17 protein-coding genes and 1 pseudogene are annotated in these 15,166 nt (G+C 63.2%); 12 read left to right on the top strand and 6 right to left on the bottom strand.

Annotated features, from left to right (window positions below; translation table 11 throughout):
• Positions 1–30: 30 nt before the first annotated feature.
• The 11 genes from NKJ64_RS21325 to NKJ64_RS21275 all read left to right on the top strand — a co-directional run bounded on the left by NKJ64_RS21325 (position 31) and on the right by NKJ64_RS21275 (position 7,304).
• On the top strand, positions 31–975 hold the full coding sequence (locus NKJ64_RS21325) for a heme o synthase (RefSeq protein WP_023668419.1): 945 nt from the start codon (positions 31–33) through the stop codon (positions 973–975).
• Positions 972–1,127: a cytochrome c oxidase system small membrane protein gene (locus NKJ64_RS21320; RefSeq protein WP_023668418.1), complete on the top strand. Its 156-nt coding sequence runs from the start codon at positions 972–974 to the stop codon at positions 1,125–1,127. The genes NKJ64_RS21325 and NKJ64_RS21320 overlap by 4 nt, the downstream gene beginning before the upstream one ends.
• An 8-nt stretch (positions 1,128–1,135) precedes the next feature.
• Positions 1,136–1,762, top strand: coding sequence for a cytochrome c oxidase assembly protein (locus NKJ64_RS21315; RefSeq protein WP_352463267.1), 627 nt, complete (start codon positions 1,136–1,138; stop codon positions 1,760–1,762).
• A gap of 1 nt (position 1,763) precedes the next feature.
• Positions 1,764–2,645, top strand: a complete 882-nt coding sequence (locus tag NKJ64_RS21310; RefSeq protein ID WP_023668416.1) for a cytochrome c oxidase subunit 3 — start codon at positions 1,764–1,766, stop codon at positions 2,643–2,645.
• A gap of 77 nt (positions 2,646–2,722) precedes the next feature.
• Positions 2,723–2,863, top strand: coding sequence for a hypothetical protein (locus NKJ64_RS21305; protein WP_352463275.1), 141 nt, complete (start codon positions 2,723–2,725; stop codon positions 2,861–2,863).
• A 13-nt stretch (positions 2,864–2,876) separates the two neighbouring features.
• Positions 2,877–3,263 carry a DUF983 domain-containing protein gene (locus NKJ64_RS21300; protein WP_023685423.1) on the top strand — a complete coding sequence of 129 codons (387 nt, stop codon included), beginning with the start codon at positions 2,877–2,879 and terminating at the stop codon, positions 3,261–3,263.
• Complete coding sequence (locus tag NKJ64_RS21295) at positions 3,260–4,015, top strand: SURF1 family protein (protein WP_023692072.1); 756 nt, start codon at positions 3,260–3,262, stop codon at positions 4,013–4,015. Before NKJ64_RS21300 ends, NKJ64_RS21295 begins: the two co-directional genes overlap by 4 nt.
• A gap of 161 nt (positions 4,016–4,176) precedes the next feature.
• The gene (gene ispH / locus NKJ64_RS21290) at positions 4,177–5,187 is read left to right on the top strand and encodes a 4-hydroxy-3-methylbut-2-enyl diphosphate reductase (RefSeq protein ID WP_023692071.1); all 1,011 of its coding nucleotides are present in this window, start codon (positions 4,177–4,179) and stop codon (positions 5,185–5,187) included.
• A 7-nt stretch (positions 5,188–5,194) separates the two neighbouring features.
• Complete coding sequence (locus NKJ64_RS21285; protein WP_023668411.1) at positions 5,195–6,157, top strand: homoserine kinase; 963 nt, start codon at positions 5,195–5,197, stop codon at positions 6,155–6,157.
• Entirely contained in the window at positions 6,154–6,690 is a 537-nt protein-coding gene (rnhA, locus tag NKJ64_RS21280) for a ribonuclease HI (protein WP_023668410.1), read from the top strand. The genes NKJ64_RS21285 and rnhA overlap by 4 nt, the downstream gene beginning before the upstream one ends.
• A 29-nt stretch (positions 6,691–6,719) precedes the next feature.
• Positions 6,720–7,304, top strand: a complete 585-nt coding sequence (locus tag NKJ64_RS21275; RefSeq protein ID WP_023668409.1) for a histidine phosphatase family protein — start codon at positions 6,720–6,722, stop codon at positions 7,302–7,304.
• 72 nt (positions 7,305–7,376) lie between these two features.
• Here the strand turns inward: NKJ64_RS21275 and NKJ64_RS21270 are convergent.
• From NKJ64_RS21270 to NKJ64_RS21260, 3 genes and pseudogenes are all read right to left on the bottom strand, one after another.
• A pseudogene (locus tag NKJ64_RS21270) lies at positions 7,377–7,855 on the bottom strand (DUF2938 domain-containing protein).
• 87 nt (positions 7,856–7,942) lie between these two features.
• A complete protein-coding gene (locus tag NKJ64_RS21265) occupies positions 7,943–8,425 on the bottom strand; it encodes a peroxiredoxin (protein ID WP_352463266.1) in 483 nt (160 codons plus the stop codon).
• A gap of 111 nt (positions 8,426–8,536) precedes the next feature.
• Entirely contained in the window at positions 8,537–9,343 is an 807-nt protein-coding gene (locus tag NKJ64_RS21260; protein ID WP_352463265.1) for a protein-disulfide reductase DsbD domain-containing protein, read from the bottom strand.
• A 214-nt stretch (positions 9,344–9,557) separates the two neighbouring features.
• On the opposite strand from NKJ64_RS21260, the gene NKJ64_RS21255 reads away from it, so the two are divergent.
• On the top strand, positions 9,558–10,166 hold the full coding sequence (locus tag NKJ64_RS21255; protein WP_023698524.1) for a YqgE/AlgH family protein: 609 nt from the start codon (positions 9,558–9,560) through the stop codon (positions 10,164–10,166).
• A 196-nt stretch (positions 10,167–10,362) separates the two neighbouring features.
• Here the strand turns inward: NKJ64_RS21255 and NKJ64_RS21250 are convergent, their stop codons facing one another.
• From NKJ64_RS21250 to NKJ64_RS21240, 3 genes are read right to left on the bottom strand one after another with little or no spacing between them, the layout of a single operon-like run.
• The gene (locus NKJ64_RS21250) at positions 10,363–13,251 is read right to left on the bottom strand and encodes an EAL domain-containing protein (RefSeq protein WP_031203549.1); all 2,889 of its coding nucleotides are present in this window, start codon (positions 13,249–13,251) and stop codon (positions 10,363–10,365) included.
• A 3-nt stretch (positions 13,252–13,254) separates the two neighbouring features.
• The gene (locus NKJ64_RS21245; RefSeq protein WP_023668403.1) at positions 13,255–13,851 is read right to left on the bottom strand and encodes a GNAT family N-acetyltransferase; all 597 of its coding nucleotides are present in this window, start codon (positions 13,849–13,851) and stop codon (positions 13,255–13,257) included.
• A 14-nt stretch (positions 13,852–13,865) separates the two neighbouring features.
• Positions 13,866–15,158 (bottom strand): M16 family metallopeptidase, encoded by a 1,293-nt coding sequence (locus NKJ64_RS21240; protein WP_352463264.1) that lies wholly within the window; start codon positions 15,156–15,158, stop codon positions 13,866–13,868.
• Positions 15,159–15,166: the final 8 nt, after the last annotated feature.

Here is a 15,166-nt window from a genome sequence, read left to right as displayed (position 1 = left end):
GGCCAACGGAATGATTGGACTTATGTACGCATGGCCCTTGTCGACGACCCAATGATTGACGAAGCGGGCTTTCGCATGTCGGAAGCCACGTCGGGCGATTTCTTCGCCCTGCTGAAGCCGCGCGTCATGTCGCTGGTGGTGTTCACGGCCTTTGTCGGCATGGTCGCTGCGCCCGTGACCATCAACCCGCTGCTGGCGGTGATCGCCATCCTGGCCATTGCCATCGGCGCCGGCGCCTCTGGTGCGCTCAACATGTGGTACGACGCCGACATCGACGCAGTAATGAGCCGGACCGCCGGCCGCCCGGTACCCTCCGGCCGCATCCTGCCCGGCGAAGCCCTGAGCTTCGGCCTTGTGCTTTCGGTGCTATCGGTGATGACGCTGGGCGTGCTGGTCAACTGGCTGTCGGCGGCGCTGCTTGCCTTCACCATCTTCTTCTACGCCGTCGTCTACACGATGTGGCTGAAGCGCTCGACGCCGCAGAACATCGTCATCGGCGGTGCCGCCGGCGCCATCCCGCCGGTCATCGGCTGGGCCGCGGTGACCGGAACGGTGAGCCTGGAAAGCCTCGTCCTGTTCCTGATCATCTTCCTGTGGACGCCGCCGCACTTCTGGGCGCTGGCACTGTTCAAGTCCGACGACTACGCCAAGGCCGGCATCCCGATGATGCCGAACGTCGCCGGCCAGGCCTCGACCCGCCGCCAGATCTTTGCCTACGCCCTGATCCTGGCGCCGATCGGTGTGCTGCCCTGGGTGCTCGGTTTCACTACCGCCTTCTATGGCGTCGCATCAGTGGCTCTCGGCGCCGGCTTCGTCTGGTATGCCTGGAAAGTGCTGTGCATGACCGATAGCGACCGCGTCATGAAGCCGGCCAAGGCTCTGTTCGCCTATTCGCTGCTCTACCTCTTCGCCATCTTCGCCATTTATCTTGCCGACTGTGTCGTCGGTCGCGCTTTGGCCATCGGTGGAGCATGACCATGATCGACAAGAAGCTTGAACTGGTCACGCTGACCGAAAGCCAGAAGAAGGCGCGGCGCAACCGTTCGGCGGCGATCGGCGTCGCGCTGGCGATTCTGGTCGTCATCTTCTACGTCGCGACCATCGTGAAATTCGGCCATACCGGATGAGGCCGATGATGACCCGCCAGACCGTGATCGATCCCAGGAAGAAGAACACCAACCGCGCCGTCGCCGCCGTCTGCGTCGCCTTCTTCGGCGGCATGATCGGCATGGCCTACGCCGCGGTGCCGCTCTACAAGATGTTCTGCCAGGCTACCGGCTATGGCGGCACGACGCAGCGCGCCGAAAAGCAATATGCCGGCCGCATCCTCGACCGCGACATCACCGTGCGCTTCGACGCCAACACCAACGGCATTCCGTGGCAGTTCCAGCCGGTCGCCCGTTCGGTCACCATCAAGATCGGCGAGACCACGCAGGCGCATTACAGCGCCACCAACAAGTTCGACCGCGCCGTTACCGGCCGCGCCACCTTCAACGTGCAGCCGGAACTGGCGGGCCCCTACTTCAACAAGGTCGAGTGTTTCTGCTTCACCGACACGACGCTGAAGCCCGGCGAGACGCTGGACATGCCGGTCGTGTTCTATGTGGATCCCGATATCGTCAACGTGCCGGAACTGAAGGACTTGAAGACCATCACCCTGTCCTACACCATGTTCCCGGTCCAAAAGAACAAGCCGGTGGCGTCATCGACGCCGGACAGCAGTAGCAAAGTTTCAGATACCGAAGCAAATCTCGGGGGTTGATATGGCAGACGCGCACGCAAAACCACAACACGACTACCATCTCGTCAACCCGAGCCCGTGGCCCTTCCTGGGGTCGATAGGCGCACTGGTGACTGCAGTCGGCGGCGTCGCCCTGATGCAGTATCTCAAGAACGGCGATTTCCCGATTTTCGGCCACAACATCGCCAATCCATGGCTGTTCTTCATCGGCCTCGTCATCGTCCTCTACACGATGTTTGCCTGGTGGTCGGACACCATCAAGGAAGCGCATGAGGGCCACCACACGCGCGTCGTGTCGCTGCATCTGCGCTACGGCATGATCATGTTCATCGCTTCGGAAGTGATGTTCTTCGTTGCCTGGTTCTGGGCCTATTTCGATGCCAGCCTGTTTCCGAGCGAAGTGCAGAATTACGCCCGCACCGCTTTCACTGGTGGCGTCTGGCCGCCGAAGGGTCTCGAAGTCCTCGATCCCTTCCATCTGCCGCTCTACAACACCATCATCCTGCTTCTGTCGGGCACCACGGTGACATGGGCGCACCATTCGCTTATCCATGGCGACCGCAAGGGCCTGATCAACGGCCTGGTGCTGACCGTCGGCCTCGGCATGCTGTTCACCATGGTGCAGGCCTACGAGTACATGCACGCTCCGTTCGGCTTCAAGGATTCCATCTACGGCGCCACCTTCTTCATGGCGACCGGCTTCCATGGCTTCCACGTCATCATCGGCACCATCTTCCTGCTGGTCTGCCTGATCCGCGCCTGGAAAGGCGACTTCACGCCCAAGCAGCATTTCGGCTTCGAGGCGGCTGCCTGGTACTGGCACTTCGTCGACGTGGTCTGGCTGTTCCTGTTCGCATCGATCTACGTCTGGGGATCGGTCGGCGCGGTGATCGAAGGCCACTGACGGCTTTCACCGAACCGACAAATCAGAAGGGCGGTCGCGGCAACGCGGTCGCCTTTCTTCTTTTCGGCGCCCCATCAATGGCCAACGGATTCGGCTGGTCGGGCTGGCTGCTTCAATTGGTCGACTGGCCCGATGGCTGCATTGGGGTTACCGACTGCGACATGGACGAAATCTGGACTATGGTGCCGGATGGAACGCTGATCGAAATCGAGCCGTAAAGCATGACTATCCATGAGTGAAGATAGGGCGATCTGGCCACCCATTGAGCCGATCTCGGCCGGCCTGCACGGACGCTGCCCGCGCTGCGGCGAAGGACGGCTGTTTTCCGGCTTCCTCACCGTCGGCAAGCGCTGCAACAATTGCGGCCTCGACTATTCCTACGCCGATGCCGGCGACGGCCCGGCGGTGTTCGTCATCCTGATCATCGGCTTCATCGTCGTGGGGCTGGCGCTGTGGGTGGAGGTCACGCTGAGCCCGCCGCTCTGGCTGCATTTCATCATCTGGATACCGCTGGCCGTGGGACTGTGCCTGACGGCGCTGAGGCTGATCAAGGGGGTGCTGCTGACGCTTCAATACGCCAACAAGGCGGCCGAAGGCCGCCTGGACCAGGGGCAATGAGCGAGGCGCTGACCAAGCCCGCCGGCCGCTCGCGGCCGAAGACGGCATTGCTGCTCGGCCTCGGCCTGGTGGTGTTCGTCATCCTGCTCGGGCTTGGCACATGGCAGGTGCAGCGCCTGTACTGGAAGGAAGCCCTTCTGCAGACCATCGACCAGCGCACCCATTCAGCGCCGCAGCCGCTGGCGGACGTCGAGAAGGAATTCGCCGCCACCGGTGATGTCGACTACACGCCGGTCACCGTCAGCGGGACGTTCCTGCACTCCGGCGAGCGGCATTTCTACGCCACATGGGACGGCGACGCCGGCTTCAACGTCTATACCCCGCTGGCCCTCGACGATGGCCGCTATGTCCTGATCAACCGCGGCTTCGTTCCCTATGATGTCAAGGATGCCGCCAAGCGCCCGCAAGGGCAGGTGACCGGCAAGGTCACGGTCACCGGCCTGGCGCGCAACCCGCTGCCGGCCAAGCCGTCGATGATGCTGCCCGACAATGACGTGGCCAAGAACATCTTCTATTGGAAGGATCGTGACGTCATGGCGGCGAGTGCCGGCCTGCCGGCCGGTGCCGTGCTGGTGCCGATCTTCATCGACGCCGACAAGACGCCGAACCCGGGCGGGCTGCCGGTCGGCGGCGTCACCATCATCGACCTGCCGAATTCTCATCTGCAATATGCCTTCACCTGGTATGGCCTGGCGGCGGCTCTTGCCGCGGTTCTGATCATCAGGCTGCGCCGTCCGGCAAAGACTGAATGATCCAGAGCATGATCCCGAAAAGTGGGAACCGGTTTCGGACAAGATCATGCTCCAACAAAGAGTTAGATCAGGTTGACCATTCAACCTGATCCAACTGCCCTTGACAGGGCAGGGGTGCACACCTCATTTCGCCAAACGATACGATCAACCGATCTGGAATCATGCTGCAGACCGCCACAAAACCACCGCTGACGATCCGGCTCTGCCAGCCGCGCGGCTTTTGCGCCGGTGTCGACCGCGCGATCCAGATCGTCGTGCTGGCGTTGAAGAAATACGGCGCGCCGGTCTATGTCCGCCACGAGATCGTGCACAACCGCTATGTCGTCGAGGGCCTGCAAAGCCTTGGCGCGGTTTTCATCGAGGAACTCTCGGAAATCCCGGCCGAGCACCGCAAGTCGCCGGTTGTCTTCTCAGCCCACGGCGTGCCGAAATCGGTGCCGGCCGACGCCAAGGCACGCGAGCTCTTCTATCTCGACGCCACCTGCCCGCTGGTGTCCAAGGTGCACAAGCAGGCGATGCGCCATCAGCGGCTCGGCCGCCATGTGCTTCTGATCGGCCATGCCGGCCATCCCGAAGTGATCGGCACCATGGGCCAACTGGCTGAAGGCGCCGTCACGCTGATCGAGACCGAAGCCGACGCTGGGACCTTTGCCCCCGCCGACCCGGAAGCGCTCGGCTTCGTAAGCCAGACAACGTTGTCGGTCGAAGACACTGCCGGCATATTGCGGGTGCTGCAGGAGCGCTTCCCGCAACTGCATGCACCGGCCGCCGAATCGATCTGCTACGCCACCACCAACCGCCAGGAAGCGGTCAAGGAAACCGCCGCCGGCGCCGATCTCTATCTGATCGTCGGTGCGCCCAATTCCTCCAATTCGCGCCGTCTTGTCGAAGTGGCGGAGCGCGCCGGCGCCACCATGTCGCTTCTCGTACAGCGCGCCGCCGAAATTCCGTGGAATGACATCACGAATATCTCGACGCTCGGCCTGTCTGCCGGCGCGTCGGCGCCGGAGATCATCGTCGACGAGATCATCGACGCCTTCCGCCAGCGCTTCGAGGTGAACATCGACCTGGCGATCACGGCCACCGAAACGGAGGATTTTCCAGTCATGCGGGTTCTGCGCGATGTCGAACTGACGCGGGCCGACATGGCCTTCGTCAACGGAGCCGCGTGAACAGCCCATGGCGGTCTACACCGACGTCAATGAGGGCGAACTCGGCGCGTTCCTGAGGGCATATCCAGTCGGCGAACTCTTGTCCTACAAGGGTATCGCCGAAGGCACGGAGAATTCGAATTTCCTGCTGCACACCTCAAGCGGCTCTTACATACTGACGCTCTACGAGAAGCGCGTCGACAAGGCCGACCTGCCGTTCTTCCTCGGCCTGATGGGCCATCTCGCCCGCAAAGGCATTTCCTGCCCGCTGCCGGTGACCGCGCATGACGGCACCGTCATCGGCACGCTGGCCGGCCGTCCCGCGGTCATCATCACCTTCCTCGAAGGCCTGTCGCTGCGGCGGCCGACAGCGGCGCATTGCGCCGAGGTCGGCAAGGCGCTCGCCGCCCTGCATTTGGCCGGGCAGGATTTTGCGATGACGCGTGACAACGCACTGGCCATCGAGGGCTGGCGCAAATTGTGGAACGCCTCGCGCGACCGAGCCGACGAGGTCGAGCCGGGACTGGCGGCCGAGGTCGACGCCGATTTCGCGGATTTCGAACGCCATTGGCCGCAGGGCCTTCCTGCCGGCATCATCCATGCCGATCTGTTTCCCGACAATGTCTTCTTCCTCGGCGAGAAACTGTCCGGCCTCATCGACTTCTATTTCGCCTGCCACGACCTCTACGCCTATGATGTCGCCACCTGTCTCAACGCCTGGTGTTTCGAGAAGGATTTCTCCTTCAACCTGACCAAAGGCACGGCGCTGCTGGCCGGCTATCAGAGCGTGCGGCCTTTGAGCGATGGCGAGAAAGCAGCGCTGCCGATGCTTTCGCGCGGTTCGGCGCTGCGCTTCATGCTGACCCGGCTCTATGACTGGCTGACGGTTCCAGAGGGCGGGCTGGTCATGAAGCGCGATCCGACCGAATATATCCGCCGCATGCGCTTCCACCGCGCGATCAGGTCGCCTTCGGAATACGGACTGACATGACCAAGCAGGTTGAAATCTTCACCGACGGCGCCTGCTCGGGCAATCCCGGTCCCGGCGGCTGGGGCGCCATCCTGCGCTTCAACGGCAAGACCAGGGAATTGTCGGGCGGCGAGGCCGAGACGACCAATAACCGCATGGAGCTGCTGGCCGCCATCTCGGCGCTGAATGCGCTGAAGGAGCCGTGCGCCGTCGAGCTTCACACCGACAGCAAATATGTCATGGACGGTATCTCCAAATGGATCCACGGCTGGAAGAAAAACGGCTGGAAGACCGCTGACAAGAAGCCGGTCAAGAACGGTGAACTGTGGCAGGCGCTGGATGAGGCCAATCGGCGCCACAAGGTGACCTGGAACTGGGTCAAGGGCCATGCCGGCCACACCGAGAACGAACGCGCCGACGAACTCGCAAGGGAAGGCATGGCGCCGTTCAAGAGGGGCTCAGCCAAACCTGCGGCGCCGAAAGTGGCGCTGAAGCCGGGGGCATCCGAGAAGCAGCCGGCGCCACGGGCACGGCGCTCGACCCAAAGCTATTGAGCTCAAGCTATCGGCAGGGGATCTCACTCATGCCGATCGTATACTACATCACCCATCCCCAGGTTCAGATCGATGCCAACGTTCCCGTGCCGCACTGGGGGCTGTCCGAGATCGGACGAGCGCGAGCATCAGCTATGCTCGATCAGCCATGGGTCGGATCGATCCGCCGTGTCGTCTCGTCGGCCGAGCGCAAGGCGATCGAAACCGCCGAGATCCTTGGCAAACACCTCGGCCTCGCGGTCGAGGTGAAGGAGCGCATGCATGAGAACGATCGGTCGGCAACCGGCTTCCTGCCGCCGCCGGAGTTCGAGGCGGTCGCCGACCAGTTCTTCGCCAATCCGCACAAAAGCATTCGCGGCTGGGAACGGGCCATCGACGCCCAGCAACGCATTGTCAGCGAGGTCGAAACGGTGCTGGGTGCTGCCGACGGCGGCGACATTGCCTTCGTCGGCCATGGCGGCGTCGGAACGCTCTTGCTGCTCTCGCTCAGCGGCCGCGCAATCAGCCGCGCGGCGGATCAGCCGGCCGGCGGCGGCAATTACTTCGCCTATGATGTCGGCACGCGCCGCGTCGTCCACGGATGGCGGCCGATAGACAGTCTGGCGCCGCGCTAAAGCGGATGTCAGGAGATCATCGATACCGTAGCCGCGATGAAGCCGCTGGCGACCAGCGGATAGAACCTGTCCTCAGCGGATCAGCAGGGCCGTGCCGTAGAGGCCGAGCGCGAACACCGTGTGCGAGATCACATTGAAGGCGCGGATCTGCATCGCGTTGGGGCGCTTTGAGGCAGCCCAGCCGGCGCCCATGCCGGGCGCCAGCAGGAACCAGCCGGCGCCGATGGTGACCATGCCGAGGATGAAGGCCGGCAGGAAGGTCGGCGCGTCCAGCCATGCCGTGCCAACCAGCGCCACCAGGATGAAGCCGTAGACGATGCCGGTGACATAGTGGAAAGCCCAGCCCAGCGCCTGCTCATGCGCATAAGGTGCGGCTTGGGCGATATCGTCGTGGAAAACCTTGCCTTCCCTAAGGTGCCAGACCCAGCGGCCGGGCGGCCCCAGTTCGGCCGCGGCTGGCTGAGCGCCAGATGCAGGAACAGCGCCCAAAGATCCATCAGCACCGTGGCGCCGATGCCGATCGCAATGCTGCGCCAGATGATGTCAAACATCGTCGATGTCCCCCAAAGCAGGCAATCCGGCTGGAAGCGCGTGGTCGTCAGGCCATGGCGTTCATAAGCCGACGCGGCCGCTGCGGTTTAGAGCTGGCTCAGAATGTGAGCGGCACCCGATGTGTCGACTCCTGGCTTGGTCTCGACATTGAGCGCCGTGACCTTGCCGTTGTCGACGATCATCGAGAAGCGCTTCGAGCGCAATCCCATGCCGCCGCTGGAATAGTCGGAGTCGAGGCCGATCGACTTGGCGAAGTCGCCATTGCCGTCGGCGAGATAGAGGATCTTGCCTTGACCGCCGGTGAAATTCGCCCAGGCGCCCATGACATGGACATCGTTGACCGACACGACGGCGATGGTGTCGACGCCGCGGGCCAGGATGGCATCGTGGTTCTCGAGATAGCCCGGCAGATGATTGTTGCTGCAGGTCGGCGTGAAGGCGCCGGGAACACCGAACAGCACGACCTTCTTGCCCGCGAAAATCTCGGCCGAGGTGATCACCTTGGCTCCGTCGGTGGTCATTTCCTTGAAGGTCGCATCGGGCAGTTTGTCGCCAACGGCAATCGTCATGATGGTCCTCGTGTGAAAAGCAGGGAAGGTTTCTTGCGATAGCGAAATCGGGCATCTCCCGCAACCGCCGACAAGGCCTGGATCAAGGGAAAGCCCGGATCGGGTTCGGTATCAGGGGAACGGCAGAACGCCCTCGACCGCGCCTTCGGCACTTGTCAGGGTGTAATACAACCCGCCATCGGTCGGTGTCGTCGACGGCCGGTCGAGGATCGGAATGGTAAATACCAGCCGGCCGTCCTTTTCGCTGCGTGCAGGCGCCCCGAACATATAATCGCGTCCCCCGGCGACGAATAAATCCGCCGCCTCCGGATCTCCGGGAAAAGTCGCCTCGACCATCAGCGTCTCATGGTCGCCCGGCAGCACCTTGATCCCGAAATCGGGCTTGGCAGGCGCGGGCAAGGTGGCGAGTGCAGCCTTCACCAGCGCCGCGTCCTCGGCATTGTCGGGATCGGCGGCGGGATCGACGCTCAGCCGCGTCTGCACCGGAATACAGATCGTCTCGCAGATGCCAAGAAAGATGTCGGCATCGATGACGGCCGCATCCCCAGGCGACGACAAAGTGAATGTCACCGGCAGCGAGACCGGATGGTTGTAGCCGGCCCATTTGCCGTAGCCGTCGTCATGGCGCTGCGGCGGCGGGAAGGAAAACGCCGCATCGGTGATGTTGGTGCTGGCCGAAACGTCGATCTGCGGCGGCACGCCGGCGTCGCCCGGATCGCGCCAATAAGTTTTCCAGCCGGGCTTGAGCGCGATGTCGAGCACGCCCTGTATGCGGCCGGCCTCGTCGGCCTTGCCTGTTGTCACCAGCCGCACCCTGCCGCCTTCGCTGTTGTACCAGTCGGAAGACGAGGCGGCGGCGGGAAGGGCTACTCCGCATCCGATGGCGGCGCCGAGCAGCAGGATTTTCAAGCTTTGCATGGCGTTGATTTGATCGTCAGTTCATGGCCGCGCAATGTTTTCATGGCGCTCTGCGTATCATATTTGCGTGACCTTCGGGCAAGGAACAGTTGGTTCAAGCAATCGGCCGAGCAAAGTTTACAGCCAGGAATCCGTTGTTCCAACCGTCGGGCTTTGGCCGAATCCCACGCCACGCATCTTTTCGGCGTCCCGGAAACGCGTTACGCTCCCGTTCATGGACTTTTTGCGCCACAAAAAGACGGCCGGTGGACGCGGCTTTCTTGACGACCAGTTTCTGATTGCCATGCCCGGCATGAAGGACGATCGCTTCACGCGCTCGGTCATCTACATCTGCGCGCACAGCGATGAAGGCGCCATGGGCCTGATCATCAACCAGACGCAGCAGATGCTGTTTCCCGATCTTCTGGTGCAGCTCGGCATCATGAACGAACAGGAGGCGATCAGGCTGCCTGCGCAGGCCCGCGACTTCGTCGTGCGCAATGGCGGCCCGGTGGACCGCAGCCGCGGCTTCGTCCTGCACTCGGGCGACTACCGGGTGGAATCCTCGCTCACCGTCTCCGACGATATCTGCCTGACCGCGACGGTCGACATATTGCGCGCCATCTCGTCCGGCCGCGGCCCGCGGCGCGCGTTGATGGCGCTCGGCTATTCCGGCTGGGGCGCCGGCCAGCTGGAAACCGAGATCGCCGAGAATGGCTGGCTGACCTGTCCGGCCACGCCGGAGCTGCTGTTCGACGCCGACATCGAGCGGAAGTACGACCGCATCCTGGCATCGATCGGGATTGATCTGGCGCATTTGAGCCTGGCCGCGGGGCACGCCTGAGGCCTCGCCTTCGCCGACGTTCCGCCGAACCTTCGCGACTAGCCGAAGCCGCCCGCCACTTTCGTCATCCTAGGGTCTGCGCTGCGTCGCTGCGCTCCTTGCTTCGCCCCAGGATGACGAAGGCGCGGTCGCTTCAGCTAATTTTCGGGGTTCATTCCAATGTAACCACGCGCCTGCACGACGCATGCCTCACCCATCACGCCTGCGTCATCGGGTACTGCTCTTTCAACGCCTTCAGCACCTGGTCGCCTGGCATCGGCGCGCCGAACATGAAGCTTTGCACATATTCGCAGCCCATCTGGCGCAGTTCCAGCGCATCGCTTTCGTCGGAGATGCCCTCGGCCACCACCGACAGGCCGAGTTCATGCGCCATGTTGACCATGGATTTGAGCAGCACCGCCCGCTTCGGCGTCGCGTCGTCGACGAAGCTCTTGTCGATCTTGATGGTGTCGAAGGGGAAGCGGGTCAGATAGGCGAGCGAGGAATAGCCGGTGCCGAAATCGTCCAGCGACAGGCCGATGCCGAGCTGCTTGAGCTTGGTCAGCACATGCGAGGTTTGCTCTGGATTGTCCATGACCAGCGATTCGGTAAGTTCGAGCCGGAAGCAGCGCGGCTTCAGATTGGCGCGGGCGATGACCGAGCGGACATCGCTGACCAGGTCGCGGCGGATCAGCTGGCGGCTGGACAGATTGACCGACACCGACAGCGGGGTGTCGCCGATCTGCTTTTGCCAGCCGGCGAGGTCTTCGGCAGCCTGCTGCATGGCAAACAGCCCAAGCTGCACGATCAGGCCACAGCTTTCGGCGACCGGAATGAAATCGCCGGGCGGGATCATGCCGCGGCGCGGATGGTCCCAACGCAGCAGCGCTTCGAAGCCGGCAATGCTGCCGTCCTCCAGCCGCACGATCGGCTGGTAGGCAAGGGTGAATTCGCGCCGCTCGATGGCGCGGCGCAGATCGGATTCGAATTGCAGCCGGTCGGTGCCGACGGTGCGGAAGGCCGGCCGGAACGGCTCGATCCTGTCGCCGCCGAAGCGCTTGGCCTGGTGCATGGCAAGCTCGGCGTCCTTGACCATGTCTTCTGCCGAAGTCTGCGCCGAGGTCCAGGTGATCAGGCCGATCGAGGCAGTCAGCACGATCTCGCGCTTGGCGAAGGTGATCGGGTTGTTGATGGCGTGCTTGATGGCGTCTGCCACCGCCGCGATGCGGGAGGGTTCCTGTTCCGAGAGCAGCATCAGGGCGAACTGGTCACCGGCAAAGCGCGACAGCGAATCCTTCGGTTTCAACAGCCGGTGCAAGCGGCGCGCAATGGTGAGCAGGATGGTGTCGCCGGCCGAGATGCCAAGCCCGTCATTGACCTGCTTGAAGCGGTCGATGTCGATGACGAAGACGGTGGGGCGCACCTTCTCTTCGGTGCGCGCGATCGAGATGATGGCTTCCAGCCGGTTCATCAGAAGTTCGCGGTTGGGCAGGCCGGTCAGATTGTCGTGAACGGCATCGTGCAGCAGCCTTTCCTCGGACTTTTTCTGCTCGGTGACGTCGACCATGGTGCCGACGCAGCGAATCACTTCGCCGTCCGAGCCGATCACCGGCCGCGCCCGAAGCAAGAACCAGTGGTAGTGCCCGTCGGCGCCGCGCAGGCGGAAATTCTGCGAGACCCGGCCGCGCCGATGTTCGAGCACCACGTCGAGGGTGGTGCGGAACGTGTCGCGGTCGTCGGCATGCAGCACCGGCAGCCAGTTGCGGGCCGCACCCCCCAGGCTGTTGGGCGCCAGGCCAAGCTGGATGCTGACGTCGGGCTTGGTGACGACGCGGTCGCGCAGCACGTCCCAGTCCCACACCGTGTCGCCGGAGCCGGCGACGGCCAGCGCCTGGCGCTCAAGATCGGAGAACAGGCCCTGATGCAGCGCGCCGCCGGCAAAGGCATGCTGCATGACGGTGAAGCCGATCAAAAGGATGATCAGGATCAGCCCGCCGCCCAATGCCGGCTGGGCGATGTCGTTGTCGAGCATGCCGGTGATCGCCATCCACGACCCGCACAGCCATAGCAGCACCATCACCCAACTGGGCACCAGCATGATCGCACGGTCGTAACCACGAAGACCGAGCAGGATGATGAGGCCGAGCCCGGTCAGCGCGGTGGCGGCAAAGGACAGCCGGGCAATACCGGCGGCGACGGCCGGATCGATGATGGCCACACCCGCAATCAGCACCAGACCGAGGATCCAGACCAGCGCGCCATAGCTGAAATGGCCGTGCCACCGGTTGAGGTTGAGATAGGCGAACAGGAACACCACGAAGGTCGCCGCAAGCGCCACCTCCGTTCCCGCCCGCCACATCTGCTCGTTCCCGGGCGATATCTCTATGATCTTGTTTAGAAAGCCGAAATCGACGCAGATATAGGCAAGTACCGCCCACGCAAGTGCGGCTGTCGCCGGAAACATCGAGGTTCCCTTGACGACGAAAAGGATGGTCAGGAAGAGCGCCAGCAACCCGGCGATGCCGATGACGATGCCACGGAACAGCGTATAGGAATTGACCGAGTCCTTGTAGGCTTCCGGCTCCCATAGATAGACCTGCGGCAGCTTCGGCGAGGCGAGTTCGGCGATGAAGGTGATCACCGTTCCCGGGTTCAGCGTCACCCGGAACACGTCGGCGTCGGAGCTTGACTGGCGGTCGAGCGCGAAGCCCTCGCTGGGGGTGATCGCGGCGATGCGGGTGGCGCCGAGATCGGGCCAGAAGATGCCGGAATTCACCAGCCGGAAATGCGGCGCCACGATCAGCCGGTCGAGCTGCTGGTCGGTGGTGTTGGCGAGCGCGAACACCGCCCAGTCGCCGCTCGAGCGCGCGTCATTGGCCTCGACCTCGATGCGCCGCACGATGCCGTCGGGGCCGGGCGCGGTCGACACCTGGAAGTTTTCGCCCTGGTTGCGGTAGATCTCGACGGCGCGCGACAGGTCGAGCGCTACGTCGTCGCGGGCAATCTTGATCGGTTCGACGGCGAAGGCTGGGAGCGCCGCGCAAAGCGTGACGACAGCCGCCAGAACAAAGGCCAACAGCGACCCGTTTCGCAGGAAATTCGTCAAAAATCAGTCCTTCGTTCCAGCGCCCGGCGGATCGTCCGCGATCCGGGCGTAGAGGTAGTGGTCCTGCCAGATGCCGTTGATCCTGAGGTAGGATCGCAGAAGTCCTTCGCGCCGGAATCCGGCTTTTTCAAGCACGCGGATCGACCGGACATTGTCGGGAATACAGGCAGCTTCGATCCGGTGCAACCTCAGCGTATCGAAGGCGAAGCGGCAGACCACCTTGACCGCGTCAGTCATCAGGCCGCGGCCGCCGAACCGCTCCCCGATCCAGTAGCCGACATGGCCGCTTTGCGAGACGCCGTGGCGGATATTGCCGAGCGTAATGCCGCCGGCAAGCTTGCCGCTCGCCTTCTCGAAGATGAAGAAGGCGATGGCTGTCCCCTGCGCATAGTCTTCGCGGTAGCGGCCGATGCGCAGCCGCCAGGCGGTGCGGTCGAGTTCATCGGGCGTCCAGCGCGGCTCCCACGGTTCGAGGAAGGCACGGCTTTCGCCGCGCACCGCCGACCATTCGCGATAGTCGTTGGTGTAGGGCACGCGCAGCATGACCCGGTCGCCTTTCAGTGCCGGCAGGTCACGGCGAAAGAAAGGGAGCGCGAACACCGGCGCTTGAAGGCTTAGACGGCGAGCTTGCGGGCCGTGGTGTGCGTGCCCGCAAGCGAATCGAGAATCGCCTCATAGGGCGCGAGCGTACCCACCGGTCCAACCGCAGTCAGCGTCGGCTTGGTCGAAAACAGCCGGGACGAAAGGTCGGTCAGCCGCTCGACGGTCAGCGCCGACAGCCGTTCCATCAATTCCTCCTTGGCGATCGGCCGACCGAACAGAAGCAGCTGCCTGGCGATCTGCGAGGCGCGGCTGGCCGGGCTTTCAGCCGACATGATCAGGCCGGCGCGATATTGCGCGCGGGCGCGGTCGAGCTCTTCCTGAAGGATATTCTCGCCGGCCTTCTGCAGCTCGTCGATAATGACCGGCACCAGTTCGGCAATGTCGCTCTGCCCGGTCGCGGCATGAACGCCGAAGATGCCGGTATCGGAAAAACCCCAGTGGAAGGCATAGACCGAATAGCACAGGCCACGCTTTTCGCGGACCTCCTGGAACAGCCGGGACGACATGCCGCCGCCGAGGATCATCGACAGCACCTGCGAAGCGTAGAAATCGCGCACATGATAGGCTCGGCCTTCGAAGCCGAGCACGATCTGCGCGTCCATCAGGTCGCGATCCTCGCGGAAATCGCCGCCGACATACTGCGCATATTGGGGCATCGTGCTGTCGGACTTGCTGCGGAAACCGCCGAGCTGTTTTTCGACCTCGCGCACGAAATTGTCATGCTTGATGTCGCCGGCCGCGACGATCACCATCTTCTCGGCGCCATATTGGCGCTCGATGAAATCATGCAGCTGTTTGGAGGTGAAGGATTTGACGGTTTCCGGCGTGCCGAGGATCGAGCGGCCGATCGTCTGGTGGCGGAAGGCGGTCTCGGTGAAACGGTCGAAGACGATGTCGTCGGGCGTGTCGTGCGCGGCGCCGATCTCCTGCAGGATCACATGCTGCTCGCGCTCCAGTTCCTCTGGGTCGAATTCGGACTCCTGCAGGATATCGGCAAGGATATCCACCGCCAGCGGCACATCGTCGGACAGCACCCTGGCGTAATAGGACGTCGTCTCGACTGATGTGGCGGCATTGATCTCGCCGCCGACATCCTCGATTTCCGAGGCGATCTCGAAGGCCGTCCGCCTTTTCGTACCCTTGAAGGCCATATGCTCGAGCAGATGGGCCATTCCGTGCTCGTCGTCACGCTCATTGCGGGCGCCGGACTTGACCCAGGCGCCAAGGGCAACGGATTCGATGCTTGGAAGGGTTTCGGTGGCGACTGTCAGGCCGTTCGACAGACGGCTTACCTCAACACCCATATGGCAAG

This window comes from Mesorhizobium sp. M0062 (assembly GCF_040323125.1).
Classification (GTDB): domain Bacteria; phylum Pseudomonadota; class Alphaproteobacteria; order Rhizobiales; family Rhizobiaceae; genus Mesorhizobium.
This window is presented reverse-complemented; position numbering and strand designations above follow the sequence as displayed.

Coding starts and splice junctions, on each gene's coding strand:
- NKJ64_RS21325 (WP_023668419.1), top strand. CDS start 31: ATGGCCCTTGTCGACGACCCAATGATTGACGAAGCGGGCTTTCGCATG.
- NKJ64_RS21320 (WP_023668418.1), top strand. CDS start 972: ATGACCATGATCGACAAGAAGCTTGAACTGGTCACGCTGACCGAAAGC.
- NKJ64_RS21315 (WP_352463267.1), top strand. CDS start 1,136: ATGACCCGCCAGACCGTGATCGATCCCAGGAAGAAGAACACCAACCGC.
- NKJ64_RS21310 (WP_023668416.1), top strand. CDS start 1,764: ATGGCAGACGCGCACGCAAAACCACAACACGACTACCATCTCGTCAAC.
- NKJ64_RS21305 (WP_352463275.1), top strand. CDS start 2,723: ATGGCCAACGGATTCGGCTGGTCGGGCTGGCTGCTTCAATTGGTCGAC.
- NKJ64_RS21300 (WP_023685423.1), top strand. CDS start 2,877: ATGAGTGAAGATAGGGCGATCTGGCCACCCATTGAGCCGATCTCGGCC.
- NKJ64_RS21295 (WP_023692072.1), top strand. CDS start 3,260: ATGAGCGAGGCGCTGACCAAGCCCGCCGGCCGCTCGCGGCCGAAGACG.
- ispH (WP_023692071.1), top strand. CDS start 4,177: ATGCTGCAGACCGCCACAAAACCACCGCTGACGATCCGGCTCTGCCAG.
- NKJ64_RS21285 (WP_023668411.1), top strand. CDS start 5,195: ATGGCGGTCTACACCGACGTCAATGAGGGCGAACTCGGCGCGTTCCTG.
- rnhA (WP_023668410.1), top strand. CDS start 6,154: ATGACCAAGCAGGTTGAAATCTTCACCGACGGCGCCTGCTCGGGCAAT.
- NKJ64_RS21275 (WP_023668409.1), top strand. CDS start 6,720: ATGCCGATCGTATACTACATCACCCATCCCCAGGTTCAGATCGATGCC.
- NKJ64_RS21265 (WP_352463266.1), bottom strand. CDS start 8,425: ATGACGATTGCCGTTGGCGACAAACTGCCCGATGCGACCTTCAAGGAA.
- NKJ64_RS21260 (WP_352463265.1), bottom strand. CDS start 9,343: ATGCAAAGCTTGAAAATCCTGCTGCTCGGCGCCGCCATCGGATGCGGA.
- NKJ64_RS21255 (WP_023698524.1), top strand. CDS start 9,558: ATGGACTTTTTGCGCCACAAAAAGACGGCCGGTGGACGCGGCTTTCTT.
- NKJ64_RS21240 (WP_352463264.1), bottom strand. CDS start 15,158: ATGGGTGTTGAGGTAAGCCGTCTGTCGAACGGCCTGACAGTCGCCACC.